A 24,591-nucleotide genomic window follows, 5' to 3' on the forward strand; every position below is an offset into this window, starting at 1 on the left:
CGCCAGTGCGTCACCGCCACCCACAGCAGCAGCACGCCGAGCGCGATGTCGAGTGCGCTGACCCAGTCGGCCGGCTTCCCCTGATCGCGCGGGCCCGCACCGCCGGAGACCAGCAGTACGATCGTGCCGACCAGGGCCAGGCCCAGGACCCACCCCAGGAGCAGGGCCGGCCCGTTGGAGCGCGCCCTGGGCGTTCCGAGCATCAGCACGACGCCGATGATCGGAAAAGGGCTCAGTGCCACTGCGACGCCGTAGGACAGAATCTGACCGATCGCCTCGCCCACGACGTCTGCCTCACGCCGGTTCGATCTCGCCGGGCCGCCAGCTCTGGTCGAACCAGCTTTCCAGCGGGCCGTAGAGCCGCAGGAGGACGAACCACCCCTTGCCGGGCACGGTCTGGATCCAGTTGCCCTCCCTGCCCGCCGGCGCGGTCGGGCCGAAGTGGACGACCGTGTCGCCGTTGTCCTCGGCTTGGACGGCTCCCGAGAGGCTGTTCACGCTCGGGTAGGGGTGGTCGGTGCGCAGCAGCGACCGGGTCTGCGGGTCGTAGACGTTGACGGCCCAGAAGTTCTTCGCCGGGATGTCGTTCGGCAGGGTGAGGGTGTAGTGCCTCGCGCCGTCGAGCCACGCGCCGGTGGAGTCCTCCGCGGTGTACGCGTACTGCGACCCGGCCCCGACGGCCGCCGCCGCCATCGCCGGGGAGGTGCCCGCCCCGACGTAGTGGAACAGCGCCCGGGCGTCCAGCAGCCGGGCGCCCTCGGGCGAGAGGAACTCGTGGCTTCGGGACGGCCACGGGGTCTTCCACGAACCGCCTGGGTAGACGTAGCAGGCCGGGTCGCGCGGCTTGAAGCACAGCGTCCGCACGATGCCCGAGGCGATCCTGGCGGCGGTGTCGAGGATCGCGCGCATGCGGTCGTCCGGCCGGAACGGCTTGCCGGGCACGATGCCGATCGCGGCGAGCTGTCCGGCACGCTCGGGATCGAGCGCCTGGGGCGGCTCTCCCTGAACGAGGGTGTCGATCTCCTCGAAAAACGAGAAGTCGTTCGCGTGAATGGTGTTGAAGTCCGATTCGGCGAAGTTGACGAAGTGCTGGTCGGGTGGCTCCGCGGCGGCCGAGAGGGGGTAGATCCGTGCCGTGAGCAGGCCCTGCACACCACCGAGCGCACGCATCAGCACCCAGGAGGAGAAGGTGGCGGGCCGCACGACGAAGTAGCCGTCGGGAACGTCTCCGTCGTGACCCGGAGGCAGAAAGAGGTACTTGCCTCCGTCGCCCTTGTCCGGTCCGGCGATGCCCATGTCGGCGACGTGGCGCTGCCACAGGTCGTTGACGAAGCACAACGAATTCGCCGGGGCCTCGATCACAGTGGGCCCGTCCTGGTCGAGCGCCAGGAAGGCCATCCCGTACGTGGTCTCCGTGTTCGCGGTGAGGATCATCGGTGCCGATCCGCACCGCGGGGCGGTGTAGCCGATCGTGTGGGAGTCGATGCCCACGCTGCGCAGTCCGCGTCGCATCGCCACCATCGAGGCGCCGGGGACGCAATTGAGGAACACCTCGATCCCGCGCAGGAGATCCAGGGCGTCGTAGCTGCGGGTGATCGTGTCGGGCGAGGGCATGCCGTCGAAGAAGTCCATGGCGCCGAAGACGGTTTGCAGTTGCTCCGGCATGCTGATCGAGGCCATGGTCTCGGCCGGGGTGCCCGGGCTGGGGCCGTCGCTGACATGAGGCATCGTGCTACTCCTGAACGGGTGTTTGTCGAAGTACTGCGTTCCAGTCGTTTTTCACGCTGACCGTCGTCCATCCGGCCTCCCGGGCCGTGGCCAGCGCCCTTGCCGCGCCGTCGCTGTAGGCGTACTCCCGCTCGTCGTCGTCGTGCACGACGAGCACAGCGAACTGCGCGGACTGAAGCATCTCGACGTCCACGTCGTCGTTGCCGGCCGCGAAGCGCGGCAGACGGCCGGTGCGGGCGAGGACATACTCGGGTTTCCCGGGGCCGAGCGCGACGGGGCCGTGCAGAACCGCCCGGCGGACCAACACGCCGTCCCGGTAGGCGAACTCCGGGGCGGAGCCGATCACGTTCTCGCGAGGCAGACCCCAGATCTCCTCGGAGATCACCCGCATGAAGTCGCGTCCGCCGCCCGAGCAGACGAACAGCCGCCAGCCGTACGCCCTGAGGTAGTCGAACAGCTCCAGCATCGGCTGGTAGACCAGGCCGGGGGCGGGCAGTCCGAACCGCTCGTGATGCCAGGAGGCCAGGTACCGGGCGGCCTCCGCCTCGAACTCCCCGAAGGTGGTGCCCTCCCAGGCCGCACCGATGGCCTTGACCATCGATGTGACGGCTTCTGGTTCCTGCGCGTCCAACGCGCGGAAGAACGACTCGTCTTTGGCGGCGAGCGCCCGATAGGGCCACTCGTCGGCGGACGACGGATCCGCCTTCATGCGTTCGGCCAGTTTCCCGAGGACGAACGCCGTCTGCACCGGCGCGGGCTTTTCGACCCACAGGGTTCCGTCGTTGTCGAACACTGCGACCCGGTCGGCCGGCGGCACGAAGTCCGAGGTCCCCTCCTCGGCCGCCGCGGTCACGAAACCGACGATCGCCCTCTTCGCGGCACCGTCGTTCCAACTGCCGAGCGGGCGCGTACTCATGGCCACCGCGCAGGGCGGGCCGCCGTGCCTTCGGACTGTCGTGTCGTCGGATCCGCGCCGCCCAAGGTCAGCCCACCGCCTCGATCTCGCCCGGCCGCCAGGACTTGTCGAAGAACGGCTGGAGAGGGCTGTAGAGGCGCAGGACCACGAACCAGCCCCGGCCGGGTGTGGTCTGGATCCAGTTGCCCTCCGGCACGTCGTCGGGCCTTTCGGGTCCGAAGTGCACCGTGGTCGTGCCGTCCGCGTCGGCGACCGCTGCCGGGGTGGGGTAGTTCTGGCTGCCGGCCCGTGGGAACCGTTGCGGGGTGTCGAGCATCGACCGTGTCTGGTTGTCGTAGACCGTGACCGACCAGAAACGGGCGGCGGGGATGTCCGGCGGAAGCACCAGGCGGTAGCGTCTGCCTCCGTCGAGGGCTCGGCCGTCCTGGTCCGCGAACGAGAACACGTACTGCGAGCCGACGCCGGTCAGCCGCGTGGCGAACGTCGGACTGATGCCCACCGCCAGGTACCACCACCACGACCGCAGATTCAGCTTCCGGGCGCCGCTGCTCGGGCAGGACTCGACGCCGCTGTCGGTGACGTCCGCGGGCGGGGTCATGAAGTCGTAGCCGGATGCGAGCAGGCCGTTGACCCACTGGGATGACGTCCCGTAGAAGTGCGCCCCCTCCGCCGGACGCGGACGGCAGGCGAGGGTGCGGGCCGTGGCGTTGCCGACCGCGGCTGCCTCCGTGAGGATCTTCCGCATTCGCGCGTCCGGCCGGAAAGGCTTGCCCTTGACGATGCCGACCGCGGCCAGCGGACCGGCGATCTCGGGATCGAGTGCCTCGGCGGGCTGATCCTGCACCAGCTCGTTCGCGAAGTCGAAGTACGTCTCGTCCGCCGGCGGGACCATGTTCACGGGCAGCCCGGTGGCCTCGACGAAGCGCGGCGGGTCGGGCCGGCGCAACGCGGCGGTCCAGGTCTCCTCGGTCCACGGCAGCGGCGGCGCCGTGCCCCCGGTGACGATCTCCGCGACGCTCGTTCCGTACAGGCCCGGCACGTAGCGGTGGATCCGCAGCCGCTCCCTGATGCGCCCGACCGCCGGCTTCGGGTCGCCGCCCTCCAGAAACGCCCGCCCGGCCAGGATGAGCCGCGTGGTGCGCACCCGGTGCGTGAAGAACCCGCCTTCCGGAAGCGGACCCGCATAGCCGGGCGGGACGAAGAGGTAGGCGCCGCCGGTTCCGCGATCGGGCCCGGGCATGCCCGGGTCGGTGACATAGCGGAACCACATGTCGTTGACGAAACTGAGGGTGAGCGGCGGCATCTCCACCACCACGGGCCCCTCGGTCAGGTCGAGGAACGTCAGGAAGTAGACGGTGTCCGCGTTCCCGGTCAGCACCAGCGACTTGGGGTCCATGAACTCGGAGAAGAGCAGGACGTCGTGGTCCTTGACACCCGTCTCCAGGATGCCCCTTCGGGCCGCCCAGAGGTTGACGCCGGAGTACGCGTCGAGGAACGCACGGACGCCGTGCACATGGTCGAGATGGTCGTAGACGCGGTCGGCGGTCTCGTCGGTGGGCATGCCCAGGGGGAATTCCAGGGTGCCCAGCGGCGTCTCGACCCGCTCCGGCGTCGAGATCGACTCCATGACCTGCTGCGAAATCTGTGCGGCCGACGGCAAGGGATCGCTCCGTTCTCGAAAGAGTCCCCCTGTCGACGATGGGGCGTACCCGCCGAGACCACCACCGCGCCTAGGCCATCGGAGGGTCTTCGAAGTCGAGGCGGCCCCCCGGGCGCGGATGCGCCGGGCGTCCGCGGATCACGAATCCCGGCTGCGTGCGGCCACGAGTTCGGCGAAATCCGCTGGTGTATCCGCGTCCGCATAATCGGCCTCGTCCAAGCGGACGTGCGACGCATCGCTCAGGTTTTCGACGAAGGAGAGGAAATCAAGCGAATCCATGTCGAGTTGGTCTCGCAGCGGCCTCTCGGGATCCAGGGCGGACGTGTCCGCGCCCGGAACCGCGGCTCGGGCCGACGAGCGGACCAGATCCAGGGCATCCGTACGGTTCACGACAAATCCTCCGGATTCTTGATCAACCGGTCGAAAGCAGCGAGAAAACGGGAGCCTGTCGCCCCGTCGGTCGCGCGGTGGTCGGCGGACAGCGTCACGGTGACGACGGGGTGCACGCCCAGGAGGCCGTCGACCGCGACCGGCCGTTCGGTGATCCTCCCGAGGCCGACCAACGCGACCTGCGGCGGATAGATGACGCCGAATACGGCCTCGGCACCCTGGTCGCCCAGGTTGGTCACGGTGATCGTGGGCCCCGTGGTCTCCGAGCCGCGCAGCCGTCCGGAGCGAGCCCGGCCGACGACATCGCGAAGCCGGGCCATCAGCTCGGCCACATGCATGCGGTCGGCGCCGTCGAGCACCGGCGCGAGCAGCCCGCCGCCGCGCAGCGAGACGGCCACTGCGAGGCGCACCTCGGACGCCGGTTCGAATCGGTCGTCCACCCAGAAGCCGTTGAGCTCGGGCACCTGTCGCGCCGCGACGGCGACCGCCTTGAGCAAGAGAGCCGTCGGGAGCACGTGCTCGCCGACCGGTCGACCGCGGTTGTACGCGTGTGTCCATTCCACGGCTCGGGCGACGTCGGTGGTCGTCGCCAGGTAGTAGTGGGGGATTTCGCGCTTGGCGCGGCTCATGAGACCGGCGATGGCGGACCGCATCGCGGCCGACCCGTCCGCTTCCGGCGCCCTGACTCTCCCGGGTTCCTCCACGTGTTCCGCAGCCGTGGCGGTTCCCGGCGGGGGTTCGGGATGCGCGGCGGCACGGACATCGTCCGCCCGGATCACCCCGTTCTTCCCGCTTCCGTGCACGGAGTTCAGGTCCACGCCCAGTTCGCGGGCGAGACGACGTGCCAACGGCGACGCCGCGGGGCGGCGGCGCCCGGAGACATCAGGCTGGGCGTCTGTGTGCGCCGCTTCCCGGACGTCGGCGCGGGTGACGCGGCCCCCCGGTCCGGACCCCTGGACGGTGCCCAAGGGGACTCCCAACTCGTCGGCAAGGTGCCGGACGAGAGGAGACGACGTGGTGGAGGCATCCTCGACGGGGACACTCGGCTCCGGGCCGACATGGTCCGTGCCGCCCGTTGCGGCTTTCGCCGCAGGGCCCTTCGGCGTCGTCTCCGTGGCCGGCGGTGTTTCGGCCTTCGGCAACGGCCGCTCCTCGGTGGACGAGATGACGGCCATCGGCGTCCCGACCGGCACGGTCTGCCCGGGCGACACGAGAAGTTCCGTCACCGTCCCCGAGTCGAAGCATTCGACCTCGATCGCGGACTTGGCGGTGTCGACGACGGCCACGACGTCGCCGCGTCTGACCGTGTCGCCTTCGTGGACCAGCCACTCGGTGAGCGTCCCTTCGTCCATGTCGGCTCCCAGCGACGGCATGGTGAACTCGGGCATGTCAGTCCACCGCCTGCCGCGCCGCCGCGACCACGTCCGCCGCCTGCGGGATCGCGGCCTGTTCGAGCTGGTGTGCGTACGGGATGGGCACCTCGGCGGCGCACACACGTCCGACCGGGGCGTCCAGCTCGTAGAACGACGACTCCATGATGCGCGCGGCCACTTCGGCGGCGAGCCCGCCGCTGCGCCACGCCTCCTCGACCACGACGGCGTGATGCGTTCGTGAGACCGAGGCCGCGACGGCGGAGGAGTCCAGCGGACGCAGTGTGCGCAGGTCCAGCACCTCGGCACTGATGCCTTCGTCGGCGAGGGTGTCCGCCGCCGCCAACGTCCTGGGCAGGCAGCCGCCGTATGTGACGAGCGAGACGTCCGATCCGCGGCGCCGAACCCGGGCCGTGTCGATGTCGGCGGCGTCCGGGGCGTCGCCGACGGTGCCCTGGAGCCCGTACAGCCCGGTGTGTTCGAAAACGACGACCGGGTCGGGGCAGTCCAGGGCGCCGGCAAGCATGCCGCGCGCATCGTCGACGGTCGCGGGGGCGACCACGCGCAGACCGGGGATGTGCGCGAACCAGGTTTCCAGACTGTGCGAGTGCTGGGCACCCAACTGTCGGCCGGCACCCGTCGTGGTGCGGATGACCAGGGGCACCCGCACTTGTCCGCCGGACATGTGCTGGATCGCCGCCGCCGTGTTGAGGATCTGGTCCATCGCCAAGAGGCTGAAATTCACGGTCATGATCTCGACGATCGGCCTCATCCCGGCGATGGCCGCACCGATGCCGGCACCGACGAACGCCGATTCCGACAGCGGAGTGTCGCGGACACGCTCGGCGCCGAATTCCTCCACCAGCCCGAGACTCACGCCGAAGCAACCGCCGTACGCCGCCACGTCCTCGCCCATCAGGAACACGCGGTCGTCGCGGCGCATCGCCTCCCGCATCGCCTCCCGCATCGCCTCGCGGTACGTGGTCCGCACCGGCTCGGGGCCGTCTTCGGGTTGCCCGCGCGCCGGCTTGGTTGCCGAGCGTGCCGGCTTTCGACCGGTCATGCCTTCACCTCCGGCGGGGTGGTGACGAAGCGCAGAAGGTCAGCGACGGGTTCCTCCGGCGCCTCCTCGGCCGCTCGGACCGCGGCGTCGACTTGGCGGGCCACCTGTTCCTCAAGCTCGACGGTGTCCGCATCCGCGGGCGAGCCCATGCGCTGCAAACGCGCCGCCAGGGCGGGGATCGGGTCGCGGGTCTTCCACCACTCGACTTCCTCCTTCTCGCGGTAGCGGTCCGGGTCGTACATCGAGTGCGCGCGGAAGCGGTAGGTCCTGGCCTCCAGGAAATGCGGGCCGTCGCCGGCTCGGATCGCCGAGACCGCTCGCCGCGTGGCGGTCTCCACCGCCGAGACGTCCATGCCGTCGACCGCCCAGGCGGCCATGCCATACGACGCGGCACGCATCGCGAGGTCGGTCTGGGCGTGCTCATGGGACAACGAAGTCCCCATCGCGTAAAGGTTGTTCTCGCAGACAAGCAGCAACGGCAGCCCCCACAGGGCCGCGAGGTTCGCGGTCTCGTGGAACTCCCCCTCGGCAAAGGCACCGTCGCCGAAGAAGCAGCAGGTGATGCGTTCCTCACCGCGCATCTTGTCGGCGAGTGCCAGTCCGGCCGCCAAGGGGAGGCCCGCGCCGACGACGGCGTTGCCTCCGTAGAACCGACGCTCCGCGTCGAAAAGGTGCATCGAGCCGCCACGTCCCCGGCTGCACCCCGTCACCTTGCCGAACATCTCGGCCATGACGGATTCGGGAGTCAGGCCTTTGGCCAGGGCATGACCGTGTTCGCGGTACGTCGCCACGACCGCGTCGTCCGGCCCGAGCGCCGCGTTCACCCCCACCGCGACGGCCTCCTCGCCGATGTACAGGTGGACGAAGCCGCGGATCCGGGCCGCGCTGTACAGCTCGACGCAGCGCTCCTCGAAACGACGGATGAGGAGCATCCGCCCGAGCAGGTCCCGCAGGTGTTCGCGGTCGTCCATCACGGCCCCGCCAACGTCGAGACGTCGCCTTGCGGAAGGCCGAGTTCCCGGGCACGCAACAACCGGCGGACGACCTTGCCGCTGCCCGTCTTCGGCAGCTCCTGGTCGAAGGAGATCTCCCGCGGCGCGACGGCCGGGCCGAGTCGGCCGCGTGCGAACGCCAGCAGCTCACCGCGCAGGTCGTCCGTGGCGGCGTATCCCGGGCGCAGGGACACGAACGCCTTGACGATCTCCCCGGCCAGCGCATCGGGCCGGCCGATGACGCCGCTTTCCGCGACCGCGGGGTGTTCCAACAAGGCGCTCTCCACCTCGAACGGGCCGATGAGGTGCCCTGCCGATTTGATGACGTCGTCCGCCCTGCCGACGAACCAGAACCAGCCGTCGGTGTCCCGTCTGGCCAGGTCACCGGTGAGGTACCAGCCGTCCGCGAAGCACTTCGCGTACCGCTGCGGCTCGTGGAGGTAGCCGCGGAACATCGAGGGCCACCCTGCCCGCAGGGCCAACTCCCCCTCGACGTCGGGCTCGTCGACCGGCGAGACCTTCCCGTCGACGACTGCGGCACGGCCGTCCGCACCGCAGCTGAGGACACCCGCCGTCACGCCGGGCAGGGGTCTGCCCATCGCGCCTGGGCGGATGTCGCACGCGGCGAAGTTGGCGATCATGATGGATCCGGTCTCGGTCTGCCACCATGTGTCGTGAACGGGCCGCCCCAGCACGTCTCTCCCCCATCGCACGGCCTCCGGGTTGAGTGGCTCGCCCACACTCGCGACGAAACGCAACGCGGACAGGTCCGTGCCCGACGGGAGTCCTCCCGGGCGCTGTCTCGGCGTTGTGCGCATCAGCATGCGAATGGCGGTCGGAGCCGTGTACCAGACCGTCACCCTCTGATCGGTGAGGATCCGGAACCAGCGGCGGACGTCGAAGCCCCCCTCGTCGACCACGAGGGTGACTCCGCAGGTGAGGGGAGCGATGACGCCGTAGGAGATGCCGGTCACCCAGCCCGGATCGGCGGTGCACCAGTAGACGTCGCCCGGGTGCAGGTCCAGCGCCGACAACGCGGTGGCGTGGTGGGCGACGACGGCGTCGTGCACGTGTACCGCGCCCTTGGGCGCCCCTGTCGTGCCGCTGGTGAAGTGCAGCAGCGCCATGTCCTCCGGACCGGTCGCGTCGACCGCGGCACCGGGACGGGCGTCGCGCATCAGGGTGTCGTACGACAGAACACCGCCGTCGTGGCTAGCGGACCCGAGGACCACCACGGTTTCCAGGTTCGGCAGCTCGCGCCGCCTGCCGGCGACCTTGCGTGCGTACAGCGAGGCTGTGGTCACCAGCACCCGGGCATCCCCGAGCCTGAGGCGTTCGCAGACCGGATCAGGTCCGAAGGCCGAGAAAAGGGGGCAGAGCACGCTGCCGTTACGGAGCGTGCCGAGCACTGTGGCGAACAGTTCCGGGCAGTGCCCGAGGAGCGTGAACACCCGGTCGCCGCGCCCGACTCCGAGCGTCGCCAACACATCGGCGAAACGGGCGGAGTCGGCGAGAAGCTCGGCGTACGACAATCGTCGGACATCCCCGTCACGGCCGATGAAGCGGACCGCCTCATGGCCACCGCGGCCGGCCGCGACATGGCGGTCCACCGCCTCGTGGGCGATGTTCAGGCCGGTCGAGGGCGACCCGCCGAGTTCGGCACGTGCCGACGCCCAATCGAACCGGCGTACCGCGGTCGCGTAGTCGGGCATGTTGGGCGACACGGCGAACGGACCGGTCTTTTGTATGACGGTTGGTGTCATCGGTGCGGAACCCTTTCCGCTGTGTTCCTGCCCCATCGGGCAGGTGGCCGACTAACCCGGTGATCCCGCGGCTCAGAAGCTCGACCGCAGGGCCTTGGCGTACGTGGGCATTCGATGCCCCACTTCTCAGACTGCACCCGACGGCGCCCGGCTCGCATCGTGGGACGGTTCCGTCGGCAGGCGCCTCGGCGGTCACCGGGTACACACGCACACTCACGTACGGCCGGGGCCATCGCGATCCGGCCGTCCCCGGGATTGTGTCGCCCCGATTCCCCGGAAGACGGACAGCCGAATCGTTGGCACTCCGGCGCCGCTGCGGGACTGTGGAATGGAGACAAACACGTACCAGGAGAAGGAAGGTGGGCAGAGATGGCCGGCGAGCTGATGCAGAAGCGCCCGCATTGGTGGCCTTCCGTCGCTGACTGGTTCGAAGGGCTCCCCTTCGACATGCGGTTCCCCTCGGGCGAGCACGTGATCGCGGTCGAGGAGTTCCGTGAGGACGGGGTGTTCGTGGTCAAGGCGGAGGTGCCCGGCGTCGACCCGGACAAGGACATCGAGATCACCGTTTCCGGTGGTGTGCTGACCGTCCATGCCGAGCGGTTGGAGGAGGAGACGGCCAAGGAACGCTCGGAGTTCCGGTATGGGTCGTTCACCCGCAGCCTGCGGCTTCCGGAGGAGACGAGGGCGGACGACATCACCGCGACATATGACAACGGCGTGCTGACGGTGAAAGTGCCACTCGGCCAAGCTCAGCCGCCGACCCAGCGGATCCGGGTCACCCATGGCGATCAGGCCGCAGCAGGACAGACGTGACGCCGGCCCAAGTGGGTTGCCTTTGCGGGCCATGAGCGCATCGGCGTCGGACGAAACAGGCTGAAAAGTTCATCGACCGGAGGTCGACCATGATCGCCGCAAAACACTGGACCGTGGACATTCACCTGAGCGAAAAGAGCGGTCAGGACTTCGAGGACGGCGAATCGGTGCGCACGTCCGCCGAGGCCCGGCTGCACACACGGGACGACACGTCGGTGACCGGTTGGGGTCACGCCCGCAAGAACCCCAGGGACAGGGATGTCCCGGAGATCGGGGACGAGCTGGCCGCCGCCCGAGCACTGTCCGACCTGGCCCATCAACTCCTGGAACTCGCCGCACGTGACATCGAGGCGCTCACCGGTGAGCCCGCGGCCGTACACGACTGACAGTTGTCCGGCAGTGGTCCAGGCGGACAGCCGGTGGCCCGTCCCCGAAACCGGTCAACGGCTCGTGGATTCCGTGGCCAGTTTCTCCGCGATGCCGAATGCCCAGCCGTCGATCGCGGCCCAGTCGCGGAAGTCGCCGAAACGGCCACCGCACGCCCGCACCAGCGGTCGCGACAGGGGAGGAAGGTGGGCGCGTGCCAAGACCCCGGCAAAGGTGCGTACGTCCCGGGGGGCGAGGACTTCGCGGTCGGCGGCCACTGCCGGGGGCTCTTTCGCTCGGGCAGCGAGCCACCTGCCGCGCCGCCCCTGCAAGGCGGGTGCCAAACCGACGCTGAACAGCCACACAGGCCGCGTTGCGAGCGCCGCCGCGTGACGGTGCAGGAACTCCGCCGCCTCCGGCAGCCAATCGCCGTTGTGTATCGCGCTGCCCGCCACCAACGCCCCGTACTTCCACACCTGGTGGGCTTCGCCGACGGGCCGGAGATCGACGCGGTGGCCACCCTCGGCGATGCGCGTGGTGATGCGCTCGGCGATGGACCGGGTCGAACCATGGCGTGTCGCATAAGCGACGAGAACGTGCACGGACGCCTCCACAAGATCGGTATCCGCTCACGAGCTCTCTGGGCCCGGGGCCGAAGCAGATTGTGCCCCGATGCGGCGCCGGACCCGCTCCGTGAGTGCCCCCAACTGCGCGGAGGTCGCCGCGCGGGGCGCCTGGGGCGCTCGGATACGGCGGGCTGCGGCCGGTAGCCCTGCCAGATCACCGGCAAACCGTGTCGCGCTCTCGGCGAGCGTCGGGCGCCTGCGGGTGCGTTGCCCGTTGCGCATCACGGTTTCCAGCAGTGGAATGCCCTTTTCGGGAGGGGGCTCGCCGCGAAGCCCGATCACGTCGTCGAACGCCGGACGACGAAAGACCTGTTTCGGCCCCGGAGCGGTGACCTTGGCCGACGACAGCTTCATCACGGGCCGACCGTCGTACTCGACCATCTTGTAGGCGGAGTCCAGAAACGGCGCGTCTGCCGAGACCCCGACGCGTGTCCCGACGGCGTAGATGTCGATCGGCGCGTCGGCCCGGACGAGTGCGTCCACACCGAACTCGTCCAGGCCGCCGCTGGCGACGATGCGTACGTCCGGCAGCCCGGCCGCATCGAGGATCGCCCGCGCGCGTACGGCCAGTGCCCCCAGGTCGCCGCTGTCCAGGCGGATGGCCGAGCCGGGTCCGCGGTCAAGGTCGTGGAGTACGCGCGCGGCGGTGCGCACCCCCGCTTCCGTGTCGTAGGTGTCCACCAGGAAGGTCAACGGGCCGGGGTGGCATCGGCCGAAGGCGCGGAACGCCGCCTCCTCCGTTTCGAATGCCTCCACGTACGAATGCGCCATCGTGCCGACCGCCGGCATCCCTTCCGCGGTGGCCGCGGCGACGTTGCTCGTGCCCGCGAAGCCCACCATCGCGCCGAGTCGCGCGGCCTGGAAACCCGCGTACGGGCCGTGGGTGCGACGCAACGAGAAGTCGACGACCGAGCGCCCGGCCGCCGCCAACACGCACCGCGCCGCCTTCGAGGCGATCGCTGTCTGATGGCTGACCTGGTTGAGTATGTAGGTCTCGACCATCTGGGCCTGGGGAAGCGGTGCGGTCACTTCCACCAGCGGCTCTCCGGCGAGCACGATCCGTCCCTCCGGCACCGCCCGGACCTCTCCGGCGAACTCCATGCCCAGCAGCGCCTCCAGGTCGCCCGCGGGGCGGTGCAGTGCCGACGCGAACGCGTCCACGTCCTTGGGCCCGACCCGGAAGCCGGACAGGAAGTCGAGCGACGACTCCAGCCCCGCCGCCACGAGGAAACCCCGGTCGGGCGGCAGGTCCCGGACGAACAAACTGAACGTGGCCGGCCCGGACATCGCCTCCCGCAGGTACGACATGGCCATCGTGACCTCGTACAGGTCGGTGGTCATCGCCTCGGACATCGCATCACCTCCATGGCCTGCCCCGGGCACTCTCGCGCCGACGGCACGGGCCGCCTCCGCTGTCATGCGGTGTGCGCGGATCCGCACGAGATGCGGCACCGAACCAACAGCCAGCCGGATTGTCGGGAGCCGCCCCTCCTTGCATTGTCGTCTGCGACACCGCCCGACGCCGCTCGCAAAGCCCGTCGCGGGGACTCGCGCTTGCGGCAATACCTTTGAAGGCAGTCGCCGCTGACGATGCCGCGCTCAAGAGGCAGGTCAGCGCGGTGCCGGTGCCGGTTACTCGTCGTCCGCCGGGCCCGGGACGACGATCAGGGGGCAACGGGTGTGGTGGACGAGCCCGTAACTGACCGAGCCGAGCAGCATGCGTCGGAAACCACCGAGGCCCCGGGTCCCCACGACCAGCAGCAGCGCATTCTTGGACGCTTCGGTCAGCAGGTGCACCGGATGGCCGAGCCGTACCTCACCGACCGCCGGGACACCCGGATGACGAACGCGCCAGGCGTCGATCGAGCGTTCGACAGTTTCGCGTGCGTCACGGACGGCGGTGTCGGTGACCAGGGCGGCGGCGTCCAGCCCGAGCAGAGGCGGGCAGGCGGAGACGGCGAGAACCGAGGCGCGGCGCAGCGAGGCTTCCTCGAAGGCGCAGCCCAGAGCCAGATCCGCACTGCGAGATCCGTCCACACCCACGACCACCGTCGAAGAGGCGAGCTCGGCGGGCTCCCCGTACCGGACCACGGCCACCGGACAGGAAGCGTGCGCGATCACCGGAACCGCGATGCTCCCGGTCGTGAACGCCTCTTGCAGCGACGACATTCGCCGCGAGCCGAGGACGATCATGGACGCGTCCTCGGCACTGGCGCTCAGCACGCGCTTCGGTGGGCCGTCGGTCAACCGCTCGTCGACCTCCAGCCCCGGGTGCCGGGCCAGCACCGCGGCCCTGGCCTCGTCAAGGACGTGCTGGTTGGCGTTTCGGAACCGCTCGTGCGGGGTCTGCCATGACAACGTGCGGGCAGAGGGCGCTTCGTCGGCCACGAATGGCCAGTCGACAGCGCGGACCAGGCGCAGAGGCCGGCGGCGCAGCATCGCCTCGTCCGCCGCCCACGCCACCGCGAGCCGCCCGGCGTCCGTGCTCTCCACACCGACCGCCACAGGCCCCTGCGTTGAGGCGGTTGAGGCGTTGGGCATGTTCGGCTCCCTTCCCGGGTAGGGCGCGGTGCCCCTTTGCCGTCTTCTCGACTCTGCGCCACGTCCCGCGACCTCGCCACACGGCTGGACGACGCCGCGGCACCGCAAGGTGGTCCTTCGAAACAAAGGGGTACGGGGGATGCGACTCGTGGGCGGCGGCTGTGCTGCGCTCACGGACGGACGCCCGCGTCGCACCCCTCGTCACGGAGCCCCAATGACCAGTGGAAGACCAGCCGAGGGGGCGGCGTCCACGCCGGACCCGCACGAGCCGTTGCAGCGGCTGGCCCGCAACCTGCGGTGCGGGACAGACGGGCTCACCAGCCGGGAGGCGGCTCGCAGGCTGGTCGCCTACGGGCCCAACACGATTCATCGGCGGGCGACCAGGCGGTGGTGGCGAGAGTTCGCCGCGCAGTTCGTGCATCCGCTGGCGCTCTTGTTGATCGGTGCGGGCGGCCTCGCGTTCGTGGCCGGGACACCGCCCCTCGGTGGGGCGATCCTTGCGGTCGTCGTACTCAACGCCGTGTTCGCGTTCGTACAGGAGCGTCAGGCCGAGCGGGCCGTCGAGACGCTGAGCCGTTACCTGCCCGAGCGTGCCAGGGTCCAACGCGACGGTGTGCCGCAACCGGTCGACACGTCCGAGGTCGTTCCCGGCGATCTGCTGCTGCTCGCGGAAGGTGACCGAGTCTGTGCGGACGCGCACGTCGTGGAAGGCGCCGTCGATGTGGACATGTCCTCGCTCACGGGCGAGTCCGTCCCGGTGCAGCGGGGTGCCGGGCACCGGGACGGAACAGTGCCGCTGCTCCAGGCACCCGACCTGGTCTTCAGCGGTACGGCGTGTGTCGACGGCAGCGCACGCGTTTTGGTCTACGCCACCGGAGACCACACCGAGCTCGGCCGCATCGCCGCCCTGACCCACCATGTCGCCCGCGAAGCCAGTCCTCTGGAGCGCCAGGTCAAACGGGTGGCCTGGATCATCGCCGCATTCGCCGTCGGCATCGGGGTGGCCTTTCTCCCTCTCGGCATGTTGGCGGGCCTGTCCCTCAAGGACGCGTTCCTTTTCGCAGTCGGCCTCCTGGTCGCCAACGTCCCCGAGGGACTGCTGCCGACCATCACCCTCGCGCTCGCCGTCGGCGTGCGCTCCCTCGCCAAACGCGGGGCCGTCGTCAAGCGGCTCAGCTCCGTCGAGACCCTGGGCTCGACATCGGTCATCTGCACCGACAAGACCGGAACACTCACCCAGAACCGGATGACCGTGGTCGCGCTGCTCCCCGCGGGCCGCGAGCGGGCGGAGGCGCCGGGCACGGAGTCCGGAAACGCGGACGAACACCTGCTGGCCTCTCTTGCCAGGTGTACGACGGCCGCCACCGCGAGCGACCGGGGCCAGGCAAGCGGCGACCCGATGGAGCTCGCCATCCTCGCCGCCGCACGAGACAGCGGCCGTCCCCAGGAAGGCGCGGTGGAAACCGCCCGCGACACCGCGCGGCGGCGTCTGCTTCCCTTCGAGCCGGCGCTGCGGCTGATGTCGACGGTTTCGGATGTGGAAGGCACGGTCGTCCTCGACACCAAGGGCGCACCGGAAGCGGTCCTGCCCCGCTGTACGCGCGTCCTCGACTCCGGCGAAACCCGGGAGCTGACCGCCGCGGACCGGGCGCGCGTCGACGTCCTGCTCGACGGACTCGCCGAGCAGGGCCTGCGTGTGCTCGCCGCCGCCGACCGCTGTTTCGCCGACCTCTCCGCCGTGCCTCCGGACCGCGGGGAAGCCGAGCGCGAACTGCGGTTTCTCGGGCTCGTCGCGTTCGCGGACCCGCCGCGGCCCGAGGTGGCCGATGCGGTACGCAAATGCCACGAGGCGGGACTGACCATCCACGTCGTCACGGGCGACCATCCGGTCACGGCCACCCGCATCGCCCGCCAGGTCGGCATCGGCGGGGCGGGCGGCCGTACGGTCACCGGGGACGAACTCGACGCGATGCCCGAGAGCGAACTCGACGCCTTGCTCGCCGAGGGCGACGAAATCGTCTTCGCCCGGACCGCGCCGGAAGCCAAGCTGCGGATCGCCGACGCACTGCGCGATGCCGGACACGTCGTGGCGATGACCGGCGACGGCGTCAACGACGCGCCCGCGCTGCATCGTGCGGACATCGGCATCGCCATGGGGCGCGGCGGAACCGATGTCGCGCGCGAAGCCGCCACCGCCGTACTGACCGACGACAACTTCGCCACCATCGTCGCCGCCATCGAGGCGGGGCGCCGCGTCTACGACAACGTCCGCAAGTTCATCCTGTACATCTTCGCCCACGCCACTCCCGAGATCGTCCCGTTCCTGGTGTTCGCGCTCTCCGGCGGAAAGGTGCCTCTGCCGCTGACCGTCCTACAGATCCTGGCGATCGACCTGGGCACCGAGACGCTTCCCGCTCTCGCGCTGGGCCGGGAGCCCTCCGAACCCGGCCTGATGAGCCGACCGCCACGCTCTCGCAAGGAGAGCGTGATCCGCGGCGATCTTCTGTTCCGGGCTTGGGTGTTCCTCGGCCTCATCTCGGCCGCACTGGTCATGGCCGTGTTCTTCCACGTCCTGCTGCGCGCGGGCTGGCGGCCGGGGGACTCCACCGGGTCGGGCAGCGCGCTCCACCACGATTACATCCAGGCCACCACCGCCACCTTCGTCGGCATCGTCGCCTGCCAGATCGGCACCGCTTTCGCCGCCCGGACCGAGCACGCGTCCCTCGCGTCGGTCGGCGTGTGGTCGAACCGGTTGCTGCTGTGGGGAATCGCCTTCGAGGTCGCCTTCACCGCCGCCCTCGTCTACTTCCCGCCCCTGCAACACGTGTTCGGCACCACGGCGTTGCCCTGGGACGTGCTGGCGTTCATCGCTCCGTTCCCGTTCGTGGTCTGGGGCGCCGACGAATTGCGCCGCGCGTACCGCCGTCGCACTCCGACGCCCGGCCAAGGTGTCGGCGGCTGACGGTGTTCGGTGCGGGGAGAGGCGGAGCCGGGGTGGCCGTTGTGCTGATCGGCTTCGCCGCCGCGCTCCCCCCGCTGTGGAATCGTCCGGGGTTCCCGGGCATGTTGCCTCCGGGCGTGTCAGTCGGCCGGAGTCAGCACCGCCAGGGCCTGCGTGAGGCAGGTCAAGCGCACGGTGCCGTGGGGCAGGGGGATGCTCCAGCCGGGGCCACCGGCGAGCACGGTGGTGGCGGAAGATCCGCCCAGTTCCTCAAGGGCGGCCGGGTCCTCGGTCTCCGGATGCTGAGACCACAGGACGACGGCCGCGGGACGGGTGCGGTCGACGGCGCGCAGCAGTGCGTCGAACGGAAGGGACGCACCGAACATCCTTGTGGGGACACCAAGTTCGGCCAGCGCGGCGGTCAGGGCGTGCAGAGGCAGGGTGTGCAGTTCGGCAGCCGTGCAGGCCAGCAGCACGCCACGGGCACCGAGCGGGCCGTCGGCGCCGGCGACGGAGTTTCTGCTCCGGCCGACCGCGCGGTGCAGGGCGCTCAGCACGCACTCGGACAGCAGGTGCTCCACTTCGACGTATTTGTTCGAACCCGGACCGTTCAGTTGCGACTCCCACTTGCGTCCCATCCCGTACAGGACGGGCTGGATCAGCTCTTCCCACGCGGTCGGCACGCCGAATTCCGTGACCGCCCGGTCCAGGGCGTCGTTCACGGCGTCGCTGTCCAAGCGCATCGCGGCGCGGGAGAGGCCGCGGGCGAGGCGCCTGGCGTGCGTGTCGGAGAGCGGGGTGTCGGTGCCCGGCCGTTCGGGCCCTGTCCGGGCGCGACTTTCGTCGTGGTCCGGGCGTTCGCCGTGTGCGTGGTCGTCGTCGACAAGTGCATGTGCTCCGGTGTCTGCGAGGACCGCCCGGGCGGCCTCGGCGACGGGAGCGCCGTCGGCGACCAGGGTGCACAGGCGTTGCAGCCGGCGCATGTCGTCGGGTGAGTAGCGGCGGTGGCCGCCGACGCTGACGTGGCTCGCGCCCAGGCCGTATCGCCGGTCCCAGGACCGCAGCGTCGTGACGGCGACACCGAGCCGGCGTGCCGCTGCGCCGACGGTGAGGCCGAGCGCGAGGTGTGAGGACGGCTGTCCTGGTGCGGACACGGAACGACCCCTCAGCCCGGTGGTGGCTTGGCTGGTCCAGGCCCGAGAAAAAACGATGCGTTATCGACGCAAGTTGTGCAAGTCGCGTGCCGCGCCATTCTGAGATCGGGGGCTCGTCGACCTTTTGGAGGCGGCTGTGAAGTTGTCCGATGAGATGCCCGTCGATCACCGGCTCGGGCGGGTCTACCGCTTCGGCGCCGGCATCACCGGCCTTGTCCTGCTCGTGTTCGGCACGCTGGGATTCGCCGACCAGCTCGCGTTCTTCGACACCTCCGGCGAAGAGATCGCCGGGCTCAGCAGCAACGGTGCCCTCAGCACGGTCTCGGTCGTCGTGGGCGCCGTCCTGATCGCCGGTGCCGTCGTGGGTGGAAACCTGGCGTCGACGCTCAACGTCGTCGTCGGTTCCGCGTTCATCGTCAGCGGCTTCGTCAACCTCGCGCTGCTCGACAAGGAAAGCAACATCCTCGCGTTTCGCATGCCCAATGTGATCTTCAGTTTCATCGTCGGGCTCATGGTGCTCACGTTCGGCCTGTACGGGCGGGTCAGCGGCAACCTGCCGCACGACAACCCCTACTGGCGTGCCCGGCATCCCGAACAGGCGGCCCGCGAGGAGTCGTTGCGCATGGCTCTCGAATCGGGTCGCGCGGACGGCGTCGCCGCGAGTGCGGTCCGTCCCTCCCTCCCGCCCTCCGGCCGCGCGAGGCCGCGGCCGAAGCCGGACCCGACCCGTTGACGGCCTTGGGCCCAAGCTGCAAGCTGCACGGACTCGTGGCCTCGTCGACTCGCGAGGCCACGTCGTCCTCGGGCCCTCGGCGTCGTCCGGCAGGTGGACACGGGCGGATCAGCCGGGGACATCAGCCCGGGAGGATGCCGCGGACCACGCTGTCGCCCGAATGCTCCGGAGAGCCGTTGTACTGCTGGAGGGACACGTCCACCACCGGGTAGCCCTCAAGGTCGAGATTCGCGGGCAGGTCGAACGCAGCCTCGCCGCTCACCGGCAGCAAACCTATGGCGATCATGTTCTTCGCGTCGCGGTCCAACAGCCAGACCTCGTAGAAGCCCGACTGCGGGGCCAGGCCTGACACGCGGACGACCAGGCGTCGCCCCGTCTCGCCGCCTGCGGTGTCGACGAAGGCGGCACCCGCCGCCTGGTGGGCGGGCAGGGGGGCGAGGCGTGTTTCGGCGGCGATGCGCGTCGGCGGCAGTGACTCGTCGCGGTTGGCCCACAAGGTGCCGCCGACTCCGGCGGTGGCACCGATCACCGCGGCCGAGGCGGCCAAGGCCAGTGACTTCCGTAGCCGAAACCACTGCCTTTTGGGGACGGCGTGGTCGGCCGTTGCCCCGGACGCGTCGTCAGGACCGGTTGTCCCGCCCGCCGTCGGGGCGCGGCCTGTCGCGTCGGCGTGCGTGCTCTCGTCCGGCCGCCCGTTGCCGGGCTCGGGACCGAGTTCGTCGGCCAGTTCGTCGGTGATGCGCTGCCAGAGGTCGGGCCGTGGCGCGGTCGGCTCGTCGTCGGGCCGCAGACGACGGCCGACGGAGACCACTGCTTGGAAGCGGTCCATTTCCGCACGGCACACAGGGCAGGTGGCGATGTGCGTACGGTCCGAATCGGGCACGTGCTCGCCGAGTGCCGCGAGTGCGAGTGTCGCGGGATCACTGTGACTCATCGTCCACCTCCTCCAAGCGGTCGCGCAGGCGGCCGAGGCCGCGTCTGATGTGGCTTTTGACCGTGCCGAGCGGCAGGTCGAGCCGCTCGGCGATCTGTGTGTGGGTCAGATCGCCGAAGAACGCCATCTCAAGGATGCGCCGCTGCGGCTGTCCCAGGCGGGCCAACTCGTCGGCGACCACCACCCTTGCCACGACGCCCGTGTCGTGGGCCGGGGTCGTTTCGAGTGCGGCTTCGGCGTCGACGGGCGCGGCGCGACGGGCCCGGGCCGCGTGGGCGTCGGCGATGCGGTGCCGGGCGATGCCGACCAGCCATCCGGCCAGGGAACCGGCTTGCGGACGGTAGGTGGCGCGCCCACGCCAGGCGGAGACGAACACCTGCTGGGTGACATCTTCGGCCTCGGCGGGGTCGCCGAGGGAGCGAACGCACACGGTGAACACCAGGGCGCCCCATCGCCGGTAGGCCTCGGCGAACCCCGTCTGCTCCCCGGCCGCGAAGGCCTTGGCGACGGCGGCGTCGTCGAGGGATTCCACGCCCGCCACTGTAATGGCCCGCACTGCGGATCCGGGGAAGGACGTGTACACGCTCATCCTGGCTCCGGTACGGCCGTGACGATCAGGTTGGCCTGGTATCCGCCCTCCGAGCGGTCGTACGGTCCGCCACAAGTGACCAGCACCAACTGCGGCGGGCCGTCACGCCGGAAGATCTCCGCGGCGGGGAGCACCCCTTTGGAGACCGTGTCGACCCCGACGACCCGATAGGTGAGCGCCGGTGCCGCCCCGCGTCCGACGATGACGCGGTCGCCCTTGTCGGCCTGCTTCAACTTGGCGAACTGGCCGAGCGAACCGTCGGCGGTGTCGACGTGTCCGAGGAGGACGGCGGAACCGGCGGGTGCGCCAGGGCTCGGGCCGAAGCGGTACCAGCCGACCGTGCCGCCGTCCGGGGGCACCGCCGCCTGGCCGTCCGGTGCGACGCCCACCGGCACCACGGGGGCGGACAGCCCGAGTTCGGGCAGGCTCACCGCGATGGGCAGCGCCATGACCGAAGTTTCGGACGGAAGAGCTTGCAAGGTCGCCGCGACCGGTGCCTGGGGAACGGGTATTGCCGCGGATGTCGCAGGCACGTTCGTGGGCGGCGCGGCGGGCTCGGCCGGACCGACGGCGCAGCCGGCCGAGACGGCGCCCGCCGCGACCAGGCACCACACCGGCATCAGCCTGCGCCGTGGGACGGACGCCCGGGTCGGACGGCCGAGCCGCGGGACGGAGCCCGGTGGCCTGCTTCGTGGCACGACAACCTCCGGTCGGTGAGTCAAAGGCGGGACGGGGCGTCAACCGCGCCGGCGTTCGGCGCCGTGTGCGCACGCGGGCGGACAGCCCGCGGGGTCCCGGGACAGGGCGAGAAAACCCCGGGACCCCTCCGTTCGGGCTTCGGACCGTCTCGTGCGGTCAAATCACGGCGCCGTTGGGACGCCGGCACGGCGGCTGCCGGCGAGGGAATCGCCGGCTTGTTCGCCGAGGTGCGGTCAGCGCCGCTTCGAGACGACGCGGTAGCCGCCGGCCGCCAGGCCGATCGCCGCGACCGAGGCGGCTCCGATCACCCAGCCGGTGGTGTCGGACCCGCTGCCGCCTCCGGCATTCGCCGCGGCGCCGGATTCGCCGGCCGGGACGCCGGCGGGTGCCGAGTGCAGGCCGGTGATGGTCTGGGTCTTCAGGGCGAGTGTCTTGTCATTGGCACTGCCGTAGGCGTAGACGATGGTGTTGGTGCCTTCGGCGAGGTTCAGGTCGGCCGGGCCGAGCGCCACGGTGGACGTTCCGGCGAGCGTCACGTCGGCCTTGATCATGCCGGCGTCGACATCTCCCTTGGCCTCCTTGGGGTTGGTCAGACCGGTGAACACCGGTGTGCCGTTGGCGCGTACGTCCACGGCGGGAGCGGCGGCGACGTGCCGTACCGTCACCCGGGCCTTGCCGGCCGCGACGGGTGCGGTGTCGTTCACGTACGTCGTCAGCATCGGCGTGCCGTCGGCGCCCAGGTGCGCCACGATCGTGGCGTTGGCACCGGCGGGGACGTCGACGTTCTTCTGCAGGGCAGGCGTGCCGCCCGGGCCCTCGTTGTCCTTGAACACCTGGATGTCGTAGGCGCCCGCGGGGAGCTTCTGCGGCTCGGTGAGGGTTCCGGGTGCGAAGTCGGGCAGCAGTTGCTGACCGTTGGCGTACACGTCCACGGTCAGCCCGGGGATGCCGTGCATCACGGAGACGGTCGCCTCGTCGGCGGCGTTCGCGGGGGCGGCTCCCAGGGCGACCGACGACGCGCACAGAGCTGCGACCCCCAGCGTTGCAGCGGCCCGGCGAGGCACGGGGCGCCTGCTGCGAGGGCTGTGGACGACGGTGTCGGGAACGGTCGGGTTCGTGTCCTTCGCGGTCATGGTGAGCTCCAGATCCTGTGTGTACTGAACCCTTCGCTCTTGCTTCCGTGGCTGCCCCCACTGCGGATGCACTCTGGTTCGAACTTTTTCGGTCAGTCGGTCCGGTGCCGGTCCGTCGGCGGCATCGGGCGCCGCGTGTCCCTCGGAACTTCGGGAGGCGTACGCCGGCCTGGCCCGCTGCTCTCCATGGCTGCCTCCAGCGCTTCGAGGGCTGTGCGCACTTCCGCGACGCGCCGCCGGATTTCCTCTGGTTCCGACGCTTGCGGCGTGGGCTGCGGCCGCTCCGATGCGCGGGCGTCTTCGAGGGAGGTGATCACGACGCCGATCAGCAGGTTGACCAGGAGGAAGGAGCTGACGAGGACATACGAGCCGAAGTAGAGGGCGGTCCAGCGCGATACTTCGAGCCCTTCGCGGACCATGTCGCCCAGTCCGTCCAGCGCCATGAGGAAGAACAACGTGAGGCAGGCCCGGCCGAGCGAGCCGTAGTGGTCGGGCAGTTCGTCGGCGAACAGCATCCAGCCGAGCATCGCGTAGATGTAGAGGACGAGTGCACCGACGACGAGGAAGCTGAGCGCGCCGGGCAGGCTCTTCCATGCGGCGTGGATGATGACGCGGACCTGAGGGAACATGCGGACGGCGCGCAGCACGCGGGCAAGTCGCAGCAGCCGCAGGATGGTTGCGTTCTCTCGGACGACCGGGACGAAGGCGGCGACCACGACGATGAAGTCGAACACGTTCCAGCCGTCGCGGAAAAATCGGCCGGGGTGTCGGCCGAACGCGGCCATGCGGATGGCTAGTTCGGCGGTGAAGGCGACCAGGAAGAATGTCTCCGCGACACGGAGTTCGATGTGCCAGGCACGCGCGGTCCCCGGGTACGTCTCGACGCCCAGAACCGCGGCATTGGCCACAATGAGCACGAATGCGGCCACGCCGAAGCCGGTCGAGTCGCTGACACCCGCGCACCAGCCGCTCACTGTCGACCAGGTTCGCCGGTCACCGGGTAATGGGTCTTCGACGCCTCGCTGCGCGGTGGATTCGGTGGCCGGTGCGGGGTCGGCGGCGGGCATGCGTACCTCGGTTGAAGCGGGGGTGGCTGAGCAGTCGGCCGGGGCTCCGGCGGCCGTACGCGGTGCTGCCCGGAAGCCCTGTGGGCTCCCGGGCGGCGGACGGGACAGGTCAGACGTTGACGCCGTAGTCTGCGGCGATGCCCGCGAGGCCCGACGCGTAGCCCTGACCGATCGCGCGGAACTTCCACTCGCCGTCGCGGCGGTAGAGCTGACCGAACACGACCGCGGTCTCCTCGTACGCGTCCTCGGTCAGCTCGAAGCGGCACATCTCCATGCCGGTGCCCTGGTGGACGACGCGGACGTACGCGTCGCGGACGCGGCCGAAGGTCTTCGGGGCGGCGCCGTCCTGCTGGTGGATCGACACCAGGAACACGACCGCCTCCGCCGAGGCGGGCAGCAGGGTGAAGTCGACGGCGATCTGCTCGTCGTCGCCGTCTCCTTGGCCGGTCTTGTTGTCGCCCGTGTGCCGGACCGAATTCTCCGGCGTGGCACGGTTGTTGAAGAAGACGAAGTGCGCGTCCGAGAGCACCCGGCCGTCACTGCCGAGCACGAGCGCACTGGCGTCCAGGTCCAAGTCACCGGGGCCGCTGCCGACTTTCCAGCCCAGCCCGACGATCACGCTTGCCAGGCCCGGGTCTTCACGCGTCAGCGAGACGTTTCCGCCCTTGGACAGGTTCACGGCCATCCGCGTACCCCCTGAGATCGATGTTGTGCGTCGGTCACGCCCGGACACGGCTCCGCCGAGCGCAACTGAGCACCGACCCACACGAGCAGGCGTCCGAGCACCAGAGAATCTACATGACTGTAGATATTGATGCTTGGCTCGCCCGGTCATCGAACTCGGGCGGGGTTACGGTGTGTTGGCGGCTGAGTGGAGTGCCGGCTCTGTGAAACGACGGTCTCGGCACACACCGGGATCAGGCCGGCTCTCCGCCTCCACCGCAGGGCCGGCCAGGACCGGCCACCTCACCCAGCCCCGCTCTCCCGGCCAGCCGCCTCCCGCGGCGGTCTGTGACTACTCACAGGTTCGTCCGTGGAGCCGGACACCTCTTGCTTCCTTCTGTCCCGCCAAGCGGGAGCCACGTCACACGGCCTTTCACAAGACGAACCTTG

The 24,591-nt window shown here is 70.2% G+C and carries 23 protein-coding genes; 4 read left to right on the top strand and 19 right to left on the bottom strand.

What is annotated here, in order from left to right; translation table 11 throughout:
- From ACRX5W_RS24810 to acsA, 9 genes are all read right to left on the bottom strand, one after another.
- Nucleotides 1-284: GAP family protein (locus tag ACRX5W_RS24810; RefSeq protein ID WP_436790505.1), on the bottom strand; the 284-nt coding region annotated here is incomplete at its 3' end.
- Nucleotides 285-294: 10 nt separating this feature from the next.
- On the bottom strand, nucleotides 295-1,728 hold the full coding sequence (locus tag ACRX5W_RS24815) for a DUF1254 domain-containing protein (protein ID WP_436790506.1): 1,434 nt from the start codon (nucleotides 1,726-1,728) through the stop codon (nucleotides 295-297).
- 4 nt (nucleotides 1,729-1,732) lie between these two features.
- A complete protein-coding gene (locus ACRX5W_RS24820) occupies nucleotides 1,733-2,644 on the bottom strand; it encodes an HAD family hydrolase (protein ID WP_436790507.1) in 912 nt (303 codons plus the stop codon).
- Between the two features lie 67 nt (nucleotides 2,645-2,711).
- Nucleotides 2,712-4,304: a DUF1254 domain-containing protein gene (locus tag ACRX5W_RS24825; RefSeq protein WP_436790508.1), complete on the bottom strand. Its 1,593-nt coding sequence runs from the start codon at nucleotides 4,302-4,304 to the stop codon at nucleotides 2,712-2,714.
- A gap of 138 nt (nucleotides 4,305-4,442) precedes the next feature.
- Complete coding sequence (locus ACRX5W_RS24830; protein WP_436790509.1) at nucleotides 4,443-4,694, bottom strand: acyl carrier protein; 252 nt, start codon at nucleotides 4,692-4,694, stop codon at nucleotides 4,443-4,445.
- Nucleotides 4,691-6,082 carry a 2-oxo acid dehydrogenase subunit E2 gene (locus ACRX5W_RS24835; RefSeq protein ID WP_436790510.1) on the bottom strand — a complete coding sequence of 464 codons (1,392 nt, stop codon included), beginning with the start codon at nucleotides 6,080-6,082 and terminating at the stop codon, nucleotides 4,691-4,693. The genes ACRX5W_RS24830 and ACRX5W_RS24835 overlap by 4 nt, the downstream gene beginning before the upstream one ends.
- Nucleotide 6,083: 1 nt before the next feature.
- A complete protein-coding gene (locus ACRX5W_RS24840; protein WP_436790549.1) occupies nucleotides 6,084-7,031 on the bottom strand; it encodes an alpha-ketoacid dehydrogenase subunit beta in 948 nt (315 codons plus the stop codon).
- 92 nt (nucleotides 7,032-7,123) lie between these two features.
- On the bottom strand, nucleotides 7,124-8,098 hold the full coding sequence (pdhA, locus tag ACRX5W_RS24845; RefSeq protein ID WP_436790511.1) for a pyruvate dehydrogenase (acetyl-transferring) E1 component subunit alpha: 975 nt from the start codon (nucleotides 8,096-8,098) through the stop codon (nucleotides 7,124-7,126).
- Nucleotides 8,098-9,882: an acetate--CoA ligase gene (gene acsA, locus ACRX5W_RS24850; protein ID WP_436790512.1), complete on the bottom strand. Its 1,785-nt coding sequence runs from the start codon at nucleotides 9,880-9,882 to the stop codon at nucleotides 8,098-8,100. Before acsA ends, pdhA begins: the two co-directional genes overlap by 1 nt.
- A 369-nt stretch (nucleotides 9,883-10,251) precedes the next feature.
- Between acsA and ACRX5W_RS24855 the strand changes: the two genes are divergently transcribed.
- Both ACRX5W_RS24855 and ACRX5W_RS24860 read left to right on the top strand, forming a co-directional pair.
- Nucleotides 10,252-10,695 (top strand): Hsp20/alpha crystallin family protein, encoded by a 444-nt coding sequence (locus tag ACRX5W_RS24855; protein WP_436790513.1) that lies wholly within the window; start codon nucleotides 10,252-10,254, stop codon nucleotides 10,693-10,695.
- An 89-nt stretch (nucleotides 10,696-10,784) separates the two neighbouring features.
- A complete protein-coding gene (locus tag ACRX5W_RS24860; RefSeq protein ID WP_436790514.1) occupies nucleotides 10,785-11,081 on the top strand; it encodes a DUF1876 domain-containing protein in 297 nt (98 codons plus the stop codon).
- Nucleotides 11,082-11,135: 54 nt separating this feature from the next.
- Here ACRX5W_RS24860 and ACRX5W_RS24865 read toward each other — a convergent pair whose 3' ends face one another.
- The 3 genes from ACRX5W_RS24865 to ACRX5W_RS24875 all read right to left on the bottom strand — a co-directional run bounded on the left by ACRX5W_RS24865 (nucleotide 11,136) and on the right by ACRX5W_RS24875 (nucleotide 14,228).
- Nucleotides 11,136-11,663 carry a flavodoxin domain-containing protein gene (locus ACRX5W_RS24865; protein WP_436790515.1) on the bottom strand — a complete coding sequence of 176 codons (528 nt, stop codon included), beginning with the start codon at nucleotides 11,661-11,663 and terminating at the stop codon, nucleotides 11,136-11,138.
- Nucleotides 11,664-11,690: 27 nt separating this feature from the next.
- Nucleotides 11,691-13,040, bottom strand: a complete 1,350-nt coding sequence (locus tag ACRX5W_RS24870) for a nicotinate phosphoribosyltransferase (RefSeq protein ID WP_436790516.1) — start codon at nucleotides 13,038-13,040, stop codon at nucleotides 11,691-11,693.
- Between the two features lie 279 nt (nucleotides 13,041-13,319).
- A complete protein-coding gene (locus ACRX5W_RS24875) occupies nucleotides 13,320-14,228 on the bottom strand; it encodes a universal stress protein (protein ID WP_436790517.1) in 909 nt (302 codons plus the stop codon).
- A 214-nt stretch (nucleotides 14,229-14,442) separates the two neighbouring features.
- Here ACRX5W_RS24875 and ACRX5W_RS24880 point away from each other — a divergent pair, with 214 nt between their 5' ends.
- Complete coding sequence (locus ACRX5W_RS24880; RefSeq protein ID WP_436790518.1) at nucleotides 14,443-17,190, top strand: cation-translocating P-type ATPase; 2,748 nt, start codon at nucleotides 14,443-14,445, stop codon at nucleotides 17,188-17,190.
- 119 nt (nucleotides 17,191-17,309) lie between these two features.
- Here the strand turns inward: ACRX5W_RS24880 and ACRX5W_RS24885 are convergent, their stop codons facing one another.
- Nucleotides 17,310-18,323 carry a MerR family transcriptional regulator gene (locus ACRX5W_RS24885; protein ID WP_436790519.1) on the bottom strand — a complete coding sequence of 338 codons (1,014 nt, stop codon included), beginning with the start codon at nucleotides 18,321-18,323 and terminating at the stop codon, nucleotides 17,310-17,312.
- Between the two features lie 136 nt (nucleotides 18,324-18,459).
- Between ACRX5W_RS24885 and ACRX5W_RS24890 the strand changes: the two genes are divergently transcribed.
- Complete coding sequence (locus ACRX5W_RS24890) at nucleotides 18,460-19,056, top strand: DUF4383 domain-containing protein (RefSeq protein WP_436790520.1); 597 nt, start codon at nucleotides 18,460-18,462, stop codon at nucleotides 19,054-19,056.
- A gap of 121 nt (nucleotides 19,057-19,177) precedes the next feature.
- Here the strand turns inward: ACRX5W_RS24890 and ACRX5W_RS24895 are convergent, their stop codons facing one another.
- From ACRX5W_RS24895 to ACRX5W_RS24920, 6 genes are all read right to left on the bottom strand, one after another.
- Nucleotides 19,178-19,990 (bottom strand): anti-sigma factor, encoded by an 813-nt coding sequence (locus ACRX5W_RS24895; RefSeq protein ID WP_436790521.1) that lies wholly within the window; start codon nucleotides 19,988-19,990, stop codon nucleotides 19,178-19,180.
- Nucleotides 19,977-20,522 carry an RNA polymerase sigma factor gene (locus tag ACRX5W_RS24900; protein ID WP_436790522.1) on the bottom strand — a complete coding sequence of 182 codons (546 nt, stop codon included), beginning with the start codon at nucleotides 20,520-20,522 and terminating at the stop codon, nucleotides 19,977-19,979. The genes ACRX5W_RS24895 and ACRX5W_RS24900 overlap by 14 nt, the downstream gene beginning before the upstream one ends.
- Nucleotides 20,523-20,575: 53 nt before the next feature.
- Entirely contained in the window at nucleotides 20,576-21,028 is a 453-nt protein-coding gene (locus tag ACRX5W_RS24905) for a class F sortase (RefSeq protein WP_436790523.1), read from the bottom strand.
- 483 nt (nucleotides 21,029-21,511) lie between these two features.
- The gene (locus tag ACRX5W_RS24910; protein ID WP_436790524.1) at nucleotides 21,512-22,411 is read right to left on the bottom strand and encodes a DUF4397 domain-containing protein; all 900 of its coding nucleotides are present in this window, start codon (nucleotides 22,409-22,411) and stop codon (nucleotides 21,512-21,514) included.
- Nucleotides 22,412-22,503: 92 nt separating this feature from the next.
- Nucleotides 22,504-23,478, bottom strand: a complete 975-nt coding sequence (locus ACRX5W_RS24915; RefSeq protein ID WP_436790525.1) for an ion transporter — start codon at nucleotides 23,476-23,478, stop codon at nucleotides 22,504-22,506.
- Between the two features lie 109 nt (nucleotides 23,479-23,587).
- The gene (locus tag ACRX5W_RS24920) at nucleotides 23,588-24,163 is read right to left on the bottom strand and encodes a TerD family protein (RefSeq protein WP_436790526.1); all 576 of its coding nucleotides are present in this window, start codon (nucleotides 24,161-24,163) and stop codon (nucleotides 23,588-23,590) included.
- Nucleotides 24,164-24,591: the final 428 nt, after the last annotated feature.

The organism is Yinghuangia sp. YIM S10712, from assembly GCF_051388935.1.
Taxonomy (GTDB): domain Bacteria; phylum Actinomycetota; class Actinomycetes; order Streptomycetales; family Streptomycetaceae; genus Yinghuangia.

Bases quoted from the DNA above. Each gene is read 5' to 3' on its own strand.
- ACRX5W_RS24895 (WP_436790521.1), bottom strand. From the start codon at position 19,990: ATGAGTCACAGTGATCCCGCGACACTCGCACTCGCGGCACTCGGCGAG.
- ACRX5W_RS24855 (WP_436790513.1), top strand. From the start codon at position 10,252: ATGGCCGGCGAGCTGATGCAGAAGCGCCCGCATTGGTGGCCTTCCGTC.
- ACRX5W_RS24915 (WP_436790525.1), bottom strand. From the start codon at position 23,478: ATGCCCGCCGCCGACCCCGCACCGGCCACCGAATCCACCGCGCAGCGA.
- ACRX5W_RS24875 (WP_436790517.1), bottom strand. From the start codon at position 14,228: ATGCCCAACGCCTCAACCGCCTCAACGCAGGGGCCTGTGGCGGTCGGT.
- ACRX5W_RS24815 (WP_436790506.1), bottom strand. From the start codon at position 1,728: ATGCCTCATGTCAGCGACGGCCCCAGCCCGGGCACCCCGGCCGAGACC.
- acsA (WP_436790512.1), bottom strand. From the start codon at position 9,882: ATGACACCAACCGTCATACAAAAGACCGGTCCGTTCGCCGTGTCGCCC.
- ACRX5W_RS24870 (WP_436790516.1), bottom strand. From the start codon at position 13,040: ATGTCCGAGGCGATGACCACCGACCTGTACGAGGTCACGATGGCCATG.
- ACRX5W_RS24920 (WP_436790526.1), bottom strand. From the start codon at position 24,163: ATGGCCGTGAACCTGTCCAAGGGCGGAAACGTCTCGCTGACGCGTGAA.
- ACRX5W_RS24820 (WP_436790507.1), bottom strand. From the start codon at position 2,644: ATGAGTACGCGCCCGCTCGGCAGTTGGAACGACGGTGCCGCGAAGAGG.
- ACRX5W_RS24910 (WP_436790524.1), bottom strand. From the start codon at position 22,411: ATGACCGCGAAGGACACGAACCCGACCGTTCCCGACACCGTCGTCCAC.
- ACRX5W_RS24880 (WP_436790518.1), top strand. From the start codon at position 14,443: ATGACCAGTGGAAGACCAGCCGAGGGGGCGGCGTCCACGCCGGACCCG.
- ACRX5W_RS24860 (WP_436790514.1), top strand. From the start codon at position 10,785: ATGATCGCCGCAAAACACTGGACCGTGGACATTCACCTGAGCGAAAAG.
- ACRX5W_RS24905 (WP_436790523.1), bottom strand. From the start codon at position 21,028: ATGGCGCTGCCCATCGCGGTGAGCCTGCCCGAACTCGGGCTGTCCGCC.
- pdhA (WP_436790511.1), bottom strand. From the start codon at position 8,098: ATGGACGACCGCGAACACCTGCGGGACCTGCTCGGGCGGATGCTCCTC.
- ACRX5W_RS24835 (WP_436790510.1), bottom strand. From the start codon at position 6,082: ATGCCCGAGTTCACCATGCCGTCGCTGGGAGCCGACATGGACGAAGGG.
- ACRX5W_RS24840 (WP_436790549.1), bottom strand. From the start codon at position 7,031: ATGCGGGAGGCGATGCGGGAGGCGATGCGCCGCGACGACCGCGTGTTC.